The sequence below is a fragment of the Saccharopolyspora shandongensis genome (assembly GCF_900106995.1).
GTDB lineage: Bacteria > Actinomycetota > Actinomycetes > Mycobacteriales > Pseudonocardiaceae > Saccharopolyspora > Saccharopolyspora shandongensis.
The window spans coordinates 1-16,014 of record NZ_FNOK01000049.1; the positions used below are offsets into that span (position 1 = coordinate 1).

Sequence of the window (16,014 nt, forward strand, 5' to 3'; positions counted from 1 at the left end):
CCGCCTCTCCGCAATTCACAGTTCCGCCTCTCCGCGATCCACAGTTGTGGTTACGTCCCAGGTCAAACCCGCGTTTCGCGGCTTCCCGTGGCTGGGCTGCGTCACGGTCCCCTGAGGTGCGGCTGAGGAGAACTGAGGTCGACACAGGGCTGCTCACGACTTCTCCTCCCGCTCTGCGTAGCGGTCGGCGTCGCTGCGCATGAGGTCTGCGAAGTGGTCGTCGAAACCGAGGTCCTCGCGCGGCTGCTCGGCGCGGATCTCGGCCAGCTCGGGCGGCATCTGCTCCGCCATGATCTCCTGCACCCGCTCGGTGACCTGGGCGACCGCGTCCCGGCTGGCCTGCAGGATCATCGCGGTCAGCGCGGCGGCGTTGGGCTGCCGGAAGACCCGCGGATCGATCACCAGGTCGACGAGTTGACCGCGCGGGCCGACCACGACCTTCACCATGCGGTCCGGCGACCACGCCACGCCGAGCTGGTTCATCATCCTCCGCTGGGTTTCCGGGATCCGGCGGGCCGTCTGCTGCAGCTGTTCCAGCAGGTCCCGGTAGACCGGATTCACCGACATGGGCTCAAATTCCACGGCAGCACCCCGAATTCATCGCACCGAAAACGTGGACAACTCGCGCGGTCCACCGGCTAACATCCCCGGCGTGTACGCGAAACGCAGCTTGCGAACGCTGCTCGCCGCTGCCGTCGGCAGTCTCGGCATCCTGCTGATCGACCCGTCCGCCGCCCACGCGCAGCAGTGCGTCGGCGCCGGTCAGCCGAACAGCCCGGTGCCATGGGCCCAGCAGGTCCTCACCCCGGAACGGCTTTGGCCGCTGACGTCCGGCTCCAAGCAGCGGGTGGCCGTCGTCGGCACCGGCGTGTCGAGTCCGTTGCTGGACAGCACGATCGCGGCGAGCGTCGACCTCAGCCCGCCGTCGCGGACCGGGAACAGCGGCAAGCCGGACTGCCTCGGCCTGGGCACCGCCGTCGCCGGTGTCATCGGCGCCAAGGAGACCAACGAGCACGGATTCCACGGCGTGGCACCGAAAACGCAGCTGCTGTCCGCGAAGGTGGTGGGCGATTCGTTCCCGCAGGGCGGGCAACCGCACGACTCCGTGGCACCGGACACGCTGGCGGCCGGGATCAACTGGTCCCTGGACCAGGGCGCGACCATCATCACCGTGGCTGCGGTGTCCTATCAGGACAGTCCGGCGCTGCGGCAGGCGACGAAGCGGGCCCTGGACGCCGACGCCGTGGTGATCGCGGCGGCCGGTCGCGCCGAGCAGAACGATCCGCCCGGCATCGCCCCGTATCCCGCTTCCTACGACGGAGTTCTCTCGGTCGGGATGATCGGCGAGGACGGCATGGTGGCGGCCGGCACGCATGCGCCGCGCGTCGACCTGGTCGCGCCGGGCGCTGAGGTCACGGCCTCCTACCCGGGCGGCGGGGTCGGCCCGGCCACCGGCACCGAGCTCGCCGCGGGCTACGTCGCCGGAACCGTCGCGCTGCTGCGGGACTACCGGCCGCAACTGTCCAATGAGGAGGTCGTCCAGCGGCTGCTGGCGACCGCTTCGCCTGCGCCGGAGGGCGTCGGCAGCCGGAACTACGGCCACGGGCTGATCAACCCGTACCAGGCGGCGGTGGCGAACCTGGTCGACGGGCACCCGACCACGCTGGCACCGGCCGATCCCGGCGTCCCGACCGCCGAGGAGCTGGCCCGGGAAGCGGCTTGGCAGCAAAGCGATTCTCTCGCCTACGGCCTCGCCGCGGTGGGCGTGTCGGCGGCGGTGGTGATGACCGCCGTGGTGGTGTTCGGGCCGCGCGGCCGGCGCCGCCGCTGGCGGTCCGGCATCGCCGAAGCCCCGGTCGACCGCCCCGAGGACGAGCTCCCGGAGCCCCCGGCCGACCTCTTCGACGACCGGCCGAAAACCGGCGTCTGACCCCAAGTCCGGTCCCTCCAATTCCTGCTGCACGGCAAGCGGATCGCGACTCTCGAGTCTCCCGATTTTGCCTAAAATTGGGCGCACCTTCGCCGGGCTCCGAGGCATCCAATTTTAGGCAAAATCGGAAACCAAGATCACCTTGAGTCTGGTGGTGGGCGGGCTCGTGTGGCTCGTGGGCGGCTCCAGCCGGAACCGCCCACCGCACCACCGCATGCGCCCGCGAAGCAGCCGGGTCAGGCGTTGAAGAGGTTGGAGGCGCGGATGTCCGTCGCCAGCATGTCGTCGCTGGCCTGCGTGGTCAGCTGACCGGTTCGCACCTGGGCGTCGCCGAGCGCGTTGGCCTGGACGTCCCACTTGGCCTCCGCCTGGTCGAACGCGTCCGCCGCCGCACCGTTCCAGTCCTCGGCGAGGATCGCCTTCGCCTTGGTCTTCAGGTCGTCGAACAGGCTCTTCATCTGGCCCGCGGCGGTCACCGTGTTGCCACCGGTGTCGCTGATCGAGCCGAAGCCGTACTTGATCGTCATCGTTTAGCCCTTCCCTCAGGCAGAAGTTCTGAACCGCACTGGCCTTGCGCTGCCGAACGCTTTGAGGTCTTTGAGAATGCGGCGTCAGCCGCACGCGGTGTGGGATTCAGCTCGCACCGCCGCGGGTTCTCAGATGTCGTCTGGCGAGGACAGCCCCAGCGCCGTGTATTGGTCATACACAAGTCGGGGATCCCGGAGTCCAGGCGGCATCTGTAACTCCCGCAGGGGGACGCCACCCGCACCGCAACGCAAAACGAGCCTGGAACCCTCTTTCTTCAGAGACGGGAAAAGTTGCCCATTCCGGTGTCTCCGGTGCCGTCCACGGCGTTCAGCAGCTGCTGGTAGTCCTCGTCCTGCTGGCCGATCATCTGGGTGGTACCGGCCACGCCCTGGGCGAGGTCGACGAGGATCTGCGAGAGGTTCTTCCAGATCTGCTCGAATTCCTGCTGCTTGGAGACGGCGGCCGTCGATGCGCCACCCATCCACGCGGCGCCGGCGATGGACATGTAGTCCCCGCTGATCTGCCTGATCAGGCTGCTCGCGTTGTCGTACGTGTCGCCGATCGCGGTCTGCAGCTGCGTCGTCTGTTCCGGTGTTAGCTTGAGATCGGGCAACTCCGGTCACCTCTCCAAGATGGGCAGTGGTATGCCCACAGGCTATTCCGGTGCGCTGCCAGATCCCGGGTAGCCGGAAATCGCGTCCGCCAAGGCGATTTCGCAGGTCACACCCGCGAATGCGGGGCTGCCTGCGGGAGAACTACGGGAGCGCCGACGCGGTCTGCAGCGCCGCCGCCGGGTCCAGCGTCGGGCCGGCCGGGATCCGCTGCACGAGCTCGGCGGGCATCGACACGGCGTCGGCCGGGCTGAAGCCGAGCGTCTCCAGCACCGCCTCGGACGGCACCGGGAAGCGCAGTCCCAGGTCGGTGACGATGTGGTACGACCCGGCCGGATCCGTCGCCGACGCCTTGGCCCGGACGACCACCACGCCACCGGCGGGGACGAGCACCCGGTCGGCCAGCTTGGTGCCCTCCGCCGTCTCCGCGCTGGTCGCGATGCCCGCGTCGAGCACGCCCGCGTCGCCGCCCAGCGTGATCTCCGGCGCGGTGGCGGCATCCAGCGTCCGCGCGCACAGCGTGGCCCGGCGCTCGGCCGGCACCGGGGCGAGTTCCGGCACCTCAGCGGGCTTCGCCGACTCGCCGCTGGGCGCGGACAGCGCGGTGGTGACCGGCGCCGAGTTCGCCACCGAAGGCGCGATCGCCGCCGGCTCCACCGGGTACTGGCCGCGCACGATGCGCACCTGCAGCTCGGTCAGCGGCGCCAGCCCGTCCGAGCGCACCAGGTAGTACTGCTCGCGGTCGCCGATCGGGTGGTGCACCAGGTCGCCGACGCGGTGCCCGCTGAGCACTGTGGACGGTGCGCCGAAGTCGTCGATGGTGATCGGGGCGATGTCCTGCCCGGCGGGAAGCCCGTTCAGCCAGGCCGTTCCGGCGTCCAGCACCACGGCCTGCGGCCCGAAGATGGCGCGGATGACCTGCTCCGGCTTGACCGTGTCATCGGGGTTCCCGACGATCCGGTACCGGTGGTTGCGCCAGATCAGGTAGTTCATGTGGTCCTTGGCGTCCCTGGCCAGCACCGCCCGCTGCTCCAGCGGCAGCCCACCCGCGAGGGAGCCGCCGACGAACAGGGTGCTGGTGGTGATCGGCCCGCCGGCGGCGTTGCGCCCGGGGACCGAGCACATCGTCCACCCGTCCTTGAGCGCGAACTGGGCCTCTGGCAGGGAATCCGGCGCGCCCGGGATGCCGACCACCGCGCGCCGCGGCACGCCGGCCAGGCTCTTGCCCGACACCCGGTGCACCTTGACGTCGTTCTTCCCGGCCAGCAGCTTGGCCGAGGTGAAGTTCAGGGTGGGCTGCAGGGCGCCCTGCCGGTAGACGTAGCTCGCGCCGGTCTCGCGCTCGACGACCACCGAGCCCTCGGCCTGCCAGGCGTTGCCGCCGACGCCGGTGAACACGCCGTAGACGCCGAATCCGGCCGCGACCAGCACCGCGATCATCACGCCCGCGAACGCGGCGCCGACGCCGCGGCGCAGCGGCGTCAGCTCGGGATCGGTCTCGCGCACCACCAGCGCGGACACGACCCGCTGCATCATGAACTGGTACGCCTGCAGCTGGTCTCGACGATTAGCCACGGTTCAGCCCTGTCTCCCGAGTTCGAACACGCCTGAGGCGACGTTCCGGCAGGTCAGGTGCCGTGCGCACTTTGTGCTGCTATGGCGACACAAAGTGCACACGGCCCGTGACCGGCGGAAACACCGCGAAACTCCAGAAACCACCACGACTTCCCCGCCTCAACCGATAGAAGCCATGAGGCTTTGGACGTAGGTGAAGAAGCCGGTGATGTACGCGGCGTACGGGATCAGCGCCAGGATCGCCAGGACGTCCGTCCAGTCCGCGATCCGGCCGAGGTGCGGCGACGGGGTCCGCCGCGCGTACACCACGCCCGCCGCCGCGACCAGCAGCGCGACGATTACCAGCCCCAGCAGGGAAAGTGCGAGGCCGAGGGTGCTTCCGAAGCCCGTGATCAGGCTCCCGGCGAATCCGGCCGCCACCGCCAATCCGGCCACCAGCAGCAGGATTCGCTGGCGCGGGATCGGGAACAGCCGCGACCGCAGCAGCAACGCGGCGGCGGCCAGCGCGAGCATGGTCAAGCGCGCAGCGCCGCCGTGCGCGAGCAGCGGTGGAACGCAGAACGCCGCCGCGACGGCCAGGCCCAGCAGGAGGCCGGTGAGGATCTCGTCGGTGCGGCGCGCGGCGGCGAAGACCGTCGACGTCGGTGCCGCCGGTTTGTCGGCGAGCATGTCGGCCGCACGCTGCGGAAGTTCCGGCACCGGCAGCCGCCCGAGCCGGATCGCCAGCAGCGGATATCCCGGCAACAAAGCGATTCCCGCGGTCAGCACCACTGCCGCCGCCGCGTCCGCGCCGAGCCAGCCGCCGAGCGCCGCGCCCAGCGTGCCGAGCAGGCCGACCGCGATCGCGGCCACGAACACGCGGGCAACGGCTGCGACGCCGACGTAGCCGGAGATGCCGAACACCAGCAGCGACACCGTGCCGACCAGCAACTGCGGGCTGCCGAACTGCAGCAGCCCGACGTGCGCGGGCGCGGTGATCAGCAAACCGCCCAAAAAGGCATACGGCAAGCCACATCCGGCGAACAACGCGCCCGCGCGGGCGTCCGGCACCGCGCGCGCGACGACGATGCCGAGCGCCGTCAGCACCACCGCCGCGGCCAGCATGATCAGGCCCGGAGCCAGCCAAGGTCCCTGGAACAGCAACGTGATCAGGTTGCCGCCGAGCAGCAGCGCACCGGCGACGACCAAACCGCAGCGCCGCGTCGCGGCCCGGCCCCAGCTTCGCCCATTCCGCCTAGCGCCGCTGGCAATTGTTTCCACCAGATCGTCGTATTCGATTTCCGGCCATTCGGACTGACCCGGAACCAAATGGAGCACTTCACCGTCGCGAATTTCCTGCGCACCCAGGGTTTGCCGCGGGTCGAGCCGTTCCCCGCATGCGCGGCGCAACGCCCAACCGCCGTGCCGCTCACCGGCATCCGCCGCGTCGTCCCCGGCGTGGCGCAGGATGTAGGGCAGCAGCTCCGCGACTGCGACATCCTCGGGCAGCGCGACATCGATTCCGCGCTTCGGCGTGGATATCGTGACTTTCGCCAGCGTAATGCCCAATGTGGACGACATGGCGCTCCTCCGGGAGAGGCGTGAACTCGAATTCGCTAGGAGTGTCTCACTGATGATCTGCTCGGCGGTGTCGATAACGTAACCTCGGACGCCGCGGCGGTCCGGATCTCCGTCTAATGTAGGTCCAAACGCACCGCGCTCGGGCCGCCGTCGGCGAGGCGACCCAGCGGAACTTGGCCAGCAGCGTAGCAATTCGGATCGCGGCAGCGGGATGGCGATTTCGCGCCCGCGCCGCAGGCGATCTGGAGGTCTCGGTTTTGGGAACGATCATCGTCCGGCGGCCGTTGCGGCGTCCCGCCCCGGACCTGCCCTCCGGCGAGCTGGTGCTCGACCCGCCGCCGGAGAACCCGCCGCCGCCCGGCCGGAACTGGACCCGGGCGCTGATGGTGCTGCCGATGATGGCGGGTATGGCGGGCATGGCGCTGCTGATCGGGGCCGGGCGCTCCGGGCCGCTGATGTACGTCGCGGGCGGGCTCTACGGCGCCGCGATGCTCGGCATGATCGGCTTCCAGGTGATGAGCCAGGTCGGCCAGGGCGCCAGCAAGCAGGAGATGATCGCGGAGCGCCGCCGGTACATGCGGCGGCTGAGCCAACTGCGGGCGCAGGTGCGCGACACCGTGGAACGCCAGCGGCACGCGATGTTCTACCGACACCCGAATCCCGACCAGCTGTGGTCCACCGCGCACAGCGCCCGATTATGGGAGCGCCGCCCGAACGACTGGGACTACACCGTCGTCCGGATGGGGCTCGGCCCGCAGGAGCTGGCGACCCGCCTGGTGCCGCCGGACACCCGCCCGGTCGACGAGCTCGAACCGCTGTGCGCGATGGCGCTGCGGAAGTTCGTCACCACCTACTCGACGGTGCCCGACCTGCCGGTCGCGGTGGCGCTGCGCGGTTTCTCCCAGATCTACGTGACCGGTGACCGCGAAGCCAAGCGGGCGTTCGCCCGCGCGGTGGTCGCGCAGTTGGGCACCTTCCACGCGCCCAGCAACGTGCTCACCGCGTTCTGCATCCATCCCGCCGAGCGCGACGCATGGGACTGGGTGAAGTGGCTGCCGCACGCGCTGCACCCGACCAAGACCGACGCGGTCGGCCAGATCCGGCTGGTGGCGCCGAGCGTCACCGCGCTCGAGGCGATGCTCGACGACGTGCTCGCCGACCGGCCCCGCTTCAACCCGGGCTCGATGCCGATCGAAGGCGCCGCGCACCTGGTGGTCTTCCTCGACGGCGGCGACACCTCCGGCTCCGAGCACCTGATGATCGAGGGCGGCGTCGAAGGCGTCACGCTGATCAACCTGGCCACCGACCCGCCGCGGGTGCTGGACGCCACCACGCTGGTCCTCGACATCGCCGCGGACGGCAGCCTCACCAGCCGCACCATGGACGGCACCGGGTCCGTCGGCCGCGCCGACGCGTTCGACCTCGACGGCATGCAAGGCCTGGTGCGATCCCTCGCGCCGATGCGGCTTTCCGCGCTGTCCGCCGGCGACCAGCCGCTGTCCGGCTCGCTGGAGCTCACCGATCTGCTGGGCCTCGGCGACCCGTACGAGTTCGAGCCGGCGAAGAACTGGACGGCCCGCTCCAACCGGGACAAGCTGCGGGTGCCGATCGGCATCACCGCCGACGGCCGCCCGATGGAGCTGGACCTCAAGGAATCGGCCCAAGACGGCATGGGCCCGCACGGCCTGCTGGTGGGCGCCACCGGTTCCGGCAAGTCGGAGCTGCTGCGCACCCTGGTGCTGGCGCTCGCGGTCACCCACGACTCGGAAGTCCTCAACTTCGTGCTCGTCGACTTCAAGGGCGGCGCGACGTTCACCAAGCTCGACCGGCTGCCGCACACCAGCGCGGTGATCACCAACCTCGCCGACGAGCTGCACCTCGTGGACCGGATGCTGGACGCGATCCAGGGCGAGCTGATGCGGCGGCAGGAGCTGCTGCGCAAGGCAGGCGACTACGCCTCCCAGCGCGACTACGAGCGCGCCCGCACCGCCGGGGCGCCGCTGGAACCGCTGCCGTCGCTGCTGGTCATCGTCGACGAGTTCTCCGAACTGCTCACCGCCCGGCCGGACTTCATCGACATGTTCGTCCAGATCGGACGCGTCGGCCGCTCGCTGGGCGTGCACCTGCTGCTGGCCTCGCAGCGCCTGGAGGAGGGCAAGCTGCGCGGCCTGGACTCGCACCTGTCCTACCGGGTCGGCCTGCGCACGTTCTCGGCGATGGAGAGCCGCGTCGTGCTCGGCGCGCCCGACGCCTACGAGCTGCCGCGCTCGCCCGGCAACGGTTTCCTGCGCTCCGGCACCGAAGAGCTGCTGCGGTTCAAGGCCGCCTACGTCTCCGGCCTGCACCAGCGCGGCGTGGTCAAGCGCACCGACGACGAGGGCCGGCAGATCGACCCGGTGCAGGACTACTCCACGCGCTACCTGCGCCCCCGGGTCACCGAGGAGCTGCCCGCGGAGGCCACCGAGGCCGACCAGGTCGGCGACACCCTGCTCGACGTGCTGGTGGACCGCCTGGAGGGGCAGGGCAAGGCGGCGCACCAGGTGTGGCTGCCGCCGCTGGACGAGCCGCCCACCCTGGACCAGCTGCTCGAACCGCTGGTCGTTGACCCCGAACGCGGGCTGACCACCGGCAAGGAGGAGCTGCGGGGCAAGCTGCGCGCCGCGGCCGGCGTCATCGACCGGCCCTTCGACCAGCGTCGCGACCTGTGCTGGCTGGACCTCGCGGGCGCGGGCGGCAACGTGGTGGTCGTCGGCGGCCCGCACAGCGGCAAGAGCACCGTGATCCGCGGCATCATCGGCAGCCTCGCGCTCACCCACACGCCGGACGAGGTGCAGTTCGTCTGCCTGGACTTCGGCGGCGGCGGGCTCACCGGCATGCGCGACCTGGCGCACATCGGCAGCGTCGCGACGCGGCGCGAGACCAACCAGGTGCGCCGCAGCATCGCCGAGGCGCTCGCGCTGCTGGCCGAGCGCGAGGCGCGGTTCGCCGAGCACGGCATCGACGGCATGAGCACCTACCGGCGGCTGCTGCGCGAGGGCCGGTTCCCGGAGGACCGCTTCGGCGACCTTTTCCTCGTCGTGGACGGCTGGATGACGCTGCGCAGCGACTTCGAGAACCTGGAGCCCGCCGTCACGCAGCTGGTGAACCGGGGCCTGGCGTACGGCATCCACGTCATCGGCAGCTGCAACCGGTGGATGGATCTGCGGATGAACATGCGCGACGTGTTCGGCAGCCGCATCGAGCTGAAGCTGGGCGACGCGGTGGACTCCATGCTCGGCAGGCGGGAGGCGGCGAGCGTGCCCGAGCACTCGCCGGGTCGTGGGCTCGCGCCCGACGCCGGGCAGTTCCTGGCGGCGGTGCCGCGGGTCGACGGCAGGTCCACCGCCGAAGAGCTCTCCGACGGGGTGCGGCACTTCGTCGAGTCGGTCAACGAGGCGTGGCCCGGCGACCGCGCGTCCGGCGTCCGGCTGCTGCCCGCCGAGCTGCCCTACGCGGCGCTGCCCGAGGCCGAGATCGCCTCGCCGCGCGGCATCGCGGTCGGCATCTCCGAGGCCGATCTGCAGCCGGTGCACCTGAACTTCGAGGTGGAGCCGCACCTGATGCTCTTCGGCGACGTGGAGTCCGGCAAGAGCACGTTCCTGCGGTCGCTGGCCCGCAGCATCATGACCCGCTACCGCCCGGAGCAGGCGCAGATCGCGGTGGTCGACTTCCGCCGCAGCCTGCTCGGCGTGGTGCCCGACGAGTACCAGGTCGGCTACGCGAGCGCGGCGAACGCCACCAAGGAGATGGTGCAGCTGACCATCCAGGCGATGCAGAAGCGGTTGCCGGGCCCTGACATCACGCCCGAGCAGCTGCGCACCCGCAGCTGGTGGCAGGGCCCGGAGCTGTTCATGCTGATCGACGACTACGACCTGGTGGCGCCGAACCCGCACGACAACCCGTTCACGAAGCTGCTGGACTTCATGACGCAGGGTCGCGACATCGGCCTGCACCTGGTGCTGACGCGCCGGGTCGGCGGCGTCGCGCGGGCGGTCTTCGACCCGGTGATCTCCCGGGTCCGCGACCTGGCCTCGCCAGGCGTCCTGCTGTCCGGCAACCCGGAGGAAGGCCCGGTGTTCGGCAAGCTCAAGCCGGAACCGCTGCCGCCGGGCCGGGGCTGGCTGGTCACCCGAGCCCGCGGCCAGGAACTCGTCCAGTTCGCCAACCTCCCACCGGAGCACTGATTTCTTTAGCCGAACTCGTTCGCGTAGCGGTGCGGGTAGCGGAACCTCAGACGCCGCCTGGCTGTGGGATCCCCGACTTACGGATGAACCAATACGCGGCATCGGGGCTGTCCTCGCCAGACGACGTCTGAGAACCCGCGGCGGTGCAAGTTGCGAAGGTGGGCTAAGCGGCTGCGCCGCTTCAAAGGCAAAGAACGAAACCGGCATCCGGCGGGGGTTGACACCGGGTGGTTTGTTGAGGGGAGCGGGGTTCTCCGCCCCACGCGCGACGTAAGGGGACGAGATGGCGGTTCCGGATCCGGACGGCCGCGGTGCGCCGAGCTGGCCCACCAACGGCGAAAACCTCAAGGCCGATCCCAGTTCGCTGCGCGGTTACGGCACGAACGTCGCGACCATCGGCAAGAACCTGCAGTCCGACACCATGGGCGGCGCCATGAACATCAACGGCGTCGGCGACGACATCTCCATCAGCACCGGCGGTTTCCCGGAGGGCGAGCAGGCGGATCAGCTGATGGCCCGCAACGCCCAGGAGATGATGCGGTTCCTGCAGGACATCCGGCAGAACCACCTGGCGATCTCGTCGGTGGCGCACATCTGCGCCGACCTGTACGAGGACACCGACGCCGCCAACGGCGTGCGGCTCTCCGGCGTCGAGTGGGCGTTCCACGAGCCCGGCGCGGAGCGCCCGCCCGGCGCTCCCCCGTACCTCAAGGAGACGATCGCCGACAACATGGCCGACGCCCCCAAGGGCCTCGGCAAGCTCGGCGACGAGAAGCTGACCGGCACGCACCACTTCTCCGGCGGCGTGGTCTACATGTACGAGTCCAAGGACGGCCGGACCCGCAGCGTGGTGCAGACCGAGGGCGGCATCACCGAGACCGGCTACGACAAGAACGGCAACGAGACCTACAGCACGACGTCCAAGCCGAGCGGCGTGATGATCACCAAGACCTACGGCGAGAACGGCAAGGTCGTCAGCACCACCAACCGCAGCGTCGAATCCAGGAAGATCGCCGGCGGCCGGGACGAGGTCACCACCGTCCGCACCGAGCAGGCGGGCAAGAAGGAAACCGTCGTCGAAGAGCACAAGGTCACCAGGAAGTACGAGGACGGCACCGAATCCCACCACTACTACAAGGAAGAAGAGGGCAAGCGCAGCGACGAGCGCTACATCGGCCGGCAGCCCAAGCGGGTCACGCCGGAGGACTGGGCCGACGAGGCGCGTCGCACCATGAAGGAGAACCGCCGGATGGCCGGGGGGATGTGATTCGGATGGCCGGACCCGCTGACGACTACTACGGCTACAACCACGACGCGCTGGAGAACTACTCCAACGGCGGCGGCGCCGGGCCGATCGGCCCGGACGAGCTCTACTACAGCGGCGAGACCGACACCGGCAAGAACTACACGCCGGGCCCGGACTCGAAGGGCGCCGGGGACACCACCATCGCGGAGATCCGCCGGCAGATCATGGGCGAGCAGCCCGGCACGGCCGACGAGCGCGGCGACCAGTTCGCCAACGTCGCGACGATGCTGTCGCACGTGCAGAGCCAGCTGCGCGGCCAGACGGAATCGCTGAAGGCGGAGTGGGATTCCCCGGCTGCCAAGGACGCGTTCCTGAGCAAGGTCGGGGAAACCCTGGCGTACCTGGCGGTCTGGGAGAGCGCGGCGAGCCGCACGGCGAGCGGCCTGCACGGGCTCGCCGCGGCGATGCGCGAAGCGCAGGAGGACATGCGCGCGCTGTGGGCGGAGTACAAGCAGGACCTCCGCGACATCGACACCAGCTTCCAGCAGCAGGTGTCGGTGGAGGGCTACAGCAGCGGCGCGTGGGACAAGGCGAAAGAGGAGTCCCACGAGAAGTACAACCGGAAGGCCCGGGAACTGGCCAGCCGGACGGCCGACAGCTACGCCCCGTACATCACCAAGCTGGCGCTCGGGCGGGCGATGAAGGTCGACCCGCTGAACGCGATCCAGCACCCGGGCGCACTCGGCCTCAAGCCGCCGAAGCTGCCCGGGGCCCCGGGCGGTCCCGGGGGGCCCGGCGGCATGGCGCCGCCCGACGGAGCTCCCGGCGGACCGAACGGATTCGCGCCTCCCGGCCCGGCGCCCGGCGGACCGAACGGCGCGCCTCCGCCCGGCGGCGACGGCCCTAACGCGCCTGTCGGCGCACCGCCGCCCGCCGCAGCTCCGCCCGGCGCGCCGAAGGGATCGGCGCCACCCGGCCGAGGCCCCGGAATGCCCCCGGGAACACCGCCGCCGAACGGCGGGCCAGGCCAAGCGCCGCCCGGCCGAGCACCCGGAATGCCGCCGGGCACGGCACCTCCCGGCCAGCCACCGGTCGGAGCACCACCGCCGGGCCGAGCGCCCGGAATGCCGGACGGCGTCACGCCTCCCGGCAGAGCACCGGGCGGCCCGGCACCAGGAGACCCGCCGTCGCTGCCCGGCAGCGGTGGCACACCCGACGGCAGCGCACCGCCTGCGCTCGCCCCACCGACCGCGCCGGGCACCGGGCCCGTCATCGGCAATCCCTCCCCCGGTTCGCCGATCGGAACCCCGGCGCCCGGCGCACCCGGCGCTCCTGGCCTGACGGCGCCGGGCGATGCCGCACCCGGAAGGCCGCCCGGCACGATCAACGGCAACACGGGCGTGCCGGGGATCAGCGCGCCGAACGCACCGGGCACGGGCACGCCGCCGGGAACGATGACTCCGCCGCCACCGGGTGGCGCGGGGGCGCAACCGCCGAAGCAGCAGCAGGGCAAGATCCTCGGCCCGCGCATCGGAAACCCAGGCCTGTCAACGCCTTCCGATCCCGAGGCAGGCACCATCCGGCCGCCAGCGGGGCAGACCGCGCCGCCGCCGGGCGCACCGGGCTCGCCCGGTGGCCGATCGGCGACGGGTTCGCCCAACTCCCGGCCCGGAGGCCGAGCGACGGGTTCGCAGGCGGAGGTGCCCGAAGCGTTCCTCCCGCCGCCGAACGCGGCGCCTTCGGTGCTGGGCGGCGAGCAGCGGCGAACGCGCCCGGGCAGCAGCGCGGAGGCACCGGACCGCCACTCCGGCAGAAGCGACGTTCCGCCGCCGGTGCTGAGCAACCCGCACCGCACCGGACCGCTGAAGACCTTCACCGAACGCCGGGCCCAGCGGAAGCGCGAACGCGAGAAGAAGCTGAAGCCGCAACCGACTTCGGAATTCGCGGTCGACCTGCCGCTGAGCACCGCGCCGGTCCTGGAAGCCAGGACCGCACCGGAGGTCGACGTGCAGGCGGAGCTGGGCGCCCAGGTGCCGGCCGCGCTGCGCGACCGGCCGTCGGTGCTCGCGGCGCACGAGCCGGAGGACGTCGCCGCCGACCGCGCGGCCCGGCGCACCCGGCCCGCGGAAACGCCTGCGGACCAGGACGCGTGGGAGGTGGAAACCCCGGGCGGCCCGGTGGTGAACGGCGAAGCGGAGTACCGCTACCGCCCGGAACCGGAGCCAACCCTCAACAGCAAGGCCTGACACCGGTGTGCTGAGGTCCCGTGAGTACTTTGTGCTGCCATAGCAACACAAAGTACTCACGGGCCAGGTTCCCAATTTTAGGCAAAATCGGAATCCCACCCGCGAGGTCCGGAAGCTTCCAATTTTAGGCAAAATCGGAGTCCGATTTTCTCCGGTTCGTCCGGTTCATGAGTTTCCAATTTTAGGCAAAATTGGGACGGGCTCAGACCTGCCGACCTCCAGGAAGCGGGGTGGCCGGCCGGCGCGAGGGGGAGGAGTCGCACCGACCGGCCCGCAGGACCCGTCCGCCCGCAGGTCGGGGGCATCGGCGGCCGGGCCCGGGTCTGTGCCGTCAGAGGCGCTGGAGGGCTTCCAGTATTCGGCGCTGAACCTCCAGTGACGGCGCCTCGTCATCCGATGTGGACGGTGGCGGCTGCGGTTCGCGAAGCCGGTGCCTGCCGCCCTGATCCCGTTGTCGCCGTTCAGCCTCGACGTGCGCGATGAGCCGCCAAACCGTCAGGGCGCCTTCGCCGCCACCGGCGTGCTGCGGCCGGTAGGACTTCCAGTACGTGATGATCAGGTAGAGAGCGACAACACCGGTGATCCCGGCGATCCCGGGGAGCACGGCCAACATGTCAGCAGCTCCTTCCGGCAGCAGGGTCGGGAAGCTGTCGAACTATTCGGCGCGCCTCGGCATCGCAGACGCCGCACGTCGACCACAACCAAGCGATCTCGGAGTTGTCCGCGAACAACGCCTGCCGACACAAGGTCGAAACGAGAGTCCCGGCCGAATAGGCCAAAGCCCCATCGGGCCGCCGATCGGTACTCGCATGCCGCAGCCCAACAGCCGGAACCCAGTGGAAGGGATACATCGGAGCCACCTCCAACGTCGCCAAATTGTGCATGCACAGAATGTCTGTGCATGCACAATTGGCGCAATTACTCGATCGCGTGATCGTGATCGTGAGTATCTGCGCGACTAGGATCTGGGCATGGCCAGCACCGCCGACACACCACGAGCACGACAGCTCGGAGCCGAACTGCGAGCGGCTCGCAAGGCGGTCGGGATGTCCACCCAAGTGCTTGGAGCGAAGCTAGGTCGCTCACACACGCACATCTCGCGTTGGGAAAACGGCAAGCTCACACCGAGCGAGGCCGACGCCGGCGCAGTGCTGGGCATCCTTGGAATCACCGGGGACGAGCGCGAGAGACTGCTGCAACTCGCCAAAGACGCAGGTGATCCGAACTGGGTGGCTCCCGGCATCGATCGCCAGCTGGCCGCGTTGACCGAGTACGAGCGAACGGCGCGAACGATCACCGACGTGCAGCCGCTTCTCATTCCGGGACTACTGCAGACGGCCGACTACGCACGCTCGATCATGATCGGCGCCGGAACGACGCGAGGAGAGGCTGATCGGCGGGTGACCTTCAGGCTCGGTCGCCGGGACGTTCTCACCCGCCGGAATCCGGTCGAGTTGGTTGCAGTTATCGGTGAACAGGCACTGCGGTACCCGCCATGCGGTCGCGAAGTGATGCTTGAGCAGCTCCACCACCTCGCCAAGTGGGCCGAGCTGGACAACATCAGCATCCACGTGATCCCACTCGATCACGGCTACTCGCCTGCCCTGGAAGGACCGTTCGTTCTGCTTGAGTTCGACCGGGCAAAGCCGGTTGTGCATCTTGAGCACTTCCGCTCCAGCACGACCATCACCGACGCCAGCGACATCAAGGACTACCAGGCGGCAGCGGATACCGTCCGTGGAGATGCGTTGAGCGCGGACCTGACTACCGCGCTCATCAAGCAAATCGCAGACGACATGGAGCGTGTGAGATGAGCAGGGTCGAGAACTGGCGCAAGTCCAGCTACAGCGGCAACCAGACCAACTGCATCGAGGTCGGCGAGTTATCCAGCGGCGCCGCTGTCCGGGACAGCAAGGATCGTGACGGCGGGTACTTCGTCACCGACCGCTCGCAGTGGTCGGCGTTCGTCGCCGCCGTCAAGGGTGGCCGGTTCGAGCGGTGAGGCTCGGTTTCTGGTCGTGGCCTGGTCGGTGAACGTTGTGCCTGGTCAGGGGCCGTGCGTACTTTGTGTTGCTATGGCGACACAAAGTACGCA

Annotated in this window: 13 protein-coding genes; 6 read left to right on the plus strand and 7 right to left on the minus strand. The window is 70.0% G+C overall.

Annotated features, from left to right (window positions below):
- Positions 1-153 precede the first annotated feature (153 nt).
- Entirely contained in the window at positions 154-567 is a 414-nt protein-coding gene (locus BLW84_RS35120) for a YbaB/EbfC family nucleoid-associated protein (protein ID WP_245761606.1), read from the minus strand.
- Positions 568-652: 85 nt separating this feature from the next.
- On the opposite strand from BLW84_RS35120, the gene BLW84_RS35125 reads away from it, so the two are divergent.
- Positions 653-1,930 (plus strand): S8 family serine peptidase, encoded by a 1,278-nt coding sequence (locus BLW84_RS35125; protein ID WP_245761607.1) that lies wholly within the window; start codon positions 653-655, stop codon positions 1,928-1,930.
- A gap of 236 nt (positions 1,931-2,166) precedes the next feature.
- On the opposite strand, the gene BLW84_RS35130 is transcribed toward BLW84_RS35125, so the two are convergent.
- The 4 genes from BLW84_RS35130 to eccD form a co-directional block, all read right to left on the minus strand.
- Entirely contained in the window at positions 2,167-2,457 is a 291-nt protein-coding gene (locus BLW84_RS35130) for a WXG100 family type VII secretion target (RefSeq protein ID WP_093274562.1), read from the minus strand.
- A 275-nt stretch (positions 2,458-2,732) separates the two neighbouring features.
- On the minus strand, positions 2,733-3,071 hold the full coding sequence (locus BLW84_RS35135; RefSeq protein WP_093274564.1) for a WXG100 family type VII secretion target: 339 nt from the start codon (positions 3,069-3,071) through the stop codon (positions 2,733-2,735).
- 142 nt (positions 3,072-3,213) lie between these two features.
- The gene (eccB, locus tag BLW84_RS35140; RefSeq protein WP_093274568.1) at positions 3,214-4,644 is read right to left on the minus strand and encodes a type VII secretion protein EccB; all 1,431 of its coding nucleotides are present in this window, start codon (positions 4,642-4,644) and stop codon (positions 3,214-3,216) included.
- 159 nt (positions 4,645-4,803) lie between these two features.
- Positions 4,804-6,204 (minus strand): type VII secretion integral membrane protein EccD, encoded by a 1,401-nt coding sequence (eccD, locus tag BLW84_RS35145; protein WP_093274571.1) that lies wholly within the window; start codon positions 6,202-6,204, stop codon positions 4,804-4,806.
- A gap of 257 nt (positions 6,205-6,461) precedes the next feature.
- Between eccD and eccCa the strand changes: the two genes are divergently transcribed.
- From eccCa to BLW84_RS50030, 3 genes are all read left to right on the plus strand, one after another.
- Positions 6,462-10,427, plus strand: coding sequence for a type VII secretion protein EccCa (eccCa, locus tag BLW84_RS35150; RefSeq protein WP_177226856.1), 3,966 nt, complete (start codon positions 6,462-6,464; stop codon positions 10,425-10,427).
- A gap of 283 nt (positions 10,428-10,710) precedes the next feature.
- On the plus strand, positions 10,711-11,694 hold the full coding sequence (locus BLW84_RS35155; RefSeq protein ID WP_093274574.1) for a hypothetical protein: 984 nt from the start codon (positions 10,711-10,713) through the stop codon (positions 11,692-11,694).
- A gap of 5 nt (positions 11,695-11,699) precedes the next feature.
- Entirely contained in the window at positions 11,700-13,919 is a 2,220-nt protein-coding gene (locus BLW84_RS50030; protein ID WP_093274576.1) for a hypothetical protein, read from the plus strand.
- Between the two features lie 331 nt (positions 13,920-14,250).
- Here BLW84_RS50030 and BLW84_RS35165 read toward each other — a convergent pair whose 3' ends face one another.
- Positions 14,251-14,532 (minus strand): hypothetical protein, encoded by a 282-nt coding sequence (locus tag BLW84_RS35165; RefSeq protein WP_093274579.1) that lies wholly within the window; start codon positions 14,530-14,532, stop codon positions 14,251-14,253.
- Position 14,533: 1 nt separating this feature from the next.
- The gene (locus BLW84_RS35170; protein WP_177226857.1) at positions 14,534-14,803 is read right to left on the minus strand and encodes an HC3 family zinc finger protein; all 270 of its coding nucleotides are present in this window, start codon (positions 14,801-14,803) and stop codon (positions 14,534-14,536) included.
- A gap of 87 nt (positions 14,804-14,890) precedes the next feature.
- Here BLW84_RS35170 and BLW84_RS35175 point away from each other — a divergent pair, with 87 nt between their 5' ends.
- Together BLW84_RS35175 and BLW84_RS35180 are read left to right on the plus strand one after the other, a co-directional pair.
- Positions 14,891-15,733: a helix-turn-helix domain-containing protein gene (locus BLW84_RS35175; RefSeq protein WP_093274585.1), complete on the plus strand. Its 843-nt coding sequence runs from the start codon at positions 14,891-14,893 to the stop codon at positions 15,731-15,733.
- Positions 15,730-15,921, plus strand: a complete 192-nt coding sequence (locus tag BLW84_RS35180; RefSeq protein ID WP_093274588.1) for a DUF397 domain-containing protein — start codon at positions 15,730-15,732, stop codon at positions 15,919-15,921. The genes BLW84_RS35175 and BLW84_RS35180 overlap by 4 nt, the downstream gene beginning before the upstream one ends.
- Positions 15,922-16,014: the final 93 nt, after the last annotated feature.

What these genes read in the sequence shown, in the direction of transcription:
- BLW84_RS50030 (WP_093274576.1), top strand. Translation starts at nt 11,700, where the DNA reads ATGGCCGGACCCGCTGACGACTACTACGGCTACAACCACGACGCGCTG.
- BLW84_RS35175 (WP_093274585.1), top strand. Translation starts at nt 14,891, where the DNA reads ATGGCCAGCACCGCCGACACACCACGAGCACGACAGCTCGGAGCCGAA.
- BLW84_RS35130 (WP_093274562.1), bottom strand. Translation starts at nt 2,457, where the DNA reads ATGACGATCAAGTACGGCTTCGGCTCGATCAGCGACACCGGTGGCAAC.
- BLW84_RS35120 (WP_245761606.1), bottom strand. Translation starts at nt 567, where the DNA reads ATGTCGGTGAATCCGGTCTACCGGGACCTGCTGGAACAGCTGCAGCAG.
- BLW84_RS35170 (WP_177226857.1), bottom strand. Translation starts at nt 14,803, where the DNA reads ATGCACAATTTGGCGACGTTGGAGGTGGCTCCGATGTATCCCTTCCAC.
- BLW84_RS35155 (WP_093274574.1), top strand. Translation starts at nt 10,711, where the DNA reads ATGGCGGTTCCGGATCCGGACGGCCGCGGTGCGCCGAGCTGGCCCACC.
- BLW84_RS35180 (WP_093274588.1), top strand. Translation starts at nt 15,730, where the DNA reads ATGAGCAGGGTCGAGAACTGGCGCAAGTCCAGCTACAGCGGCAACCAG.
- eccD (WP_093274571.1), bottom strand. Translation starts at nt 6,204, where the DNA reads ATGTCGTCCACATTGGGCATTACGCTGGCGAAAGTCACGATATCCACG.
- BLW84_RS35165 (WP_093274579.1), bottom strand. Translation starts at nt 14,532, where the DNA reads ATGTTGGCCGTGCTCCCCGGGATCGCCGGGATCACCGGTGTTGTCGCT.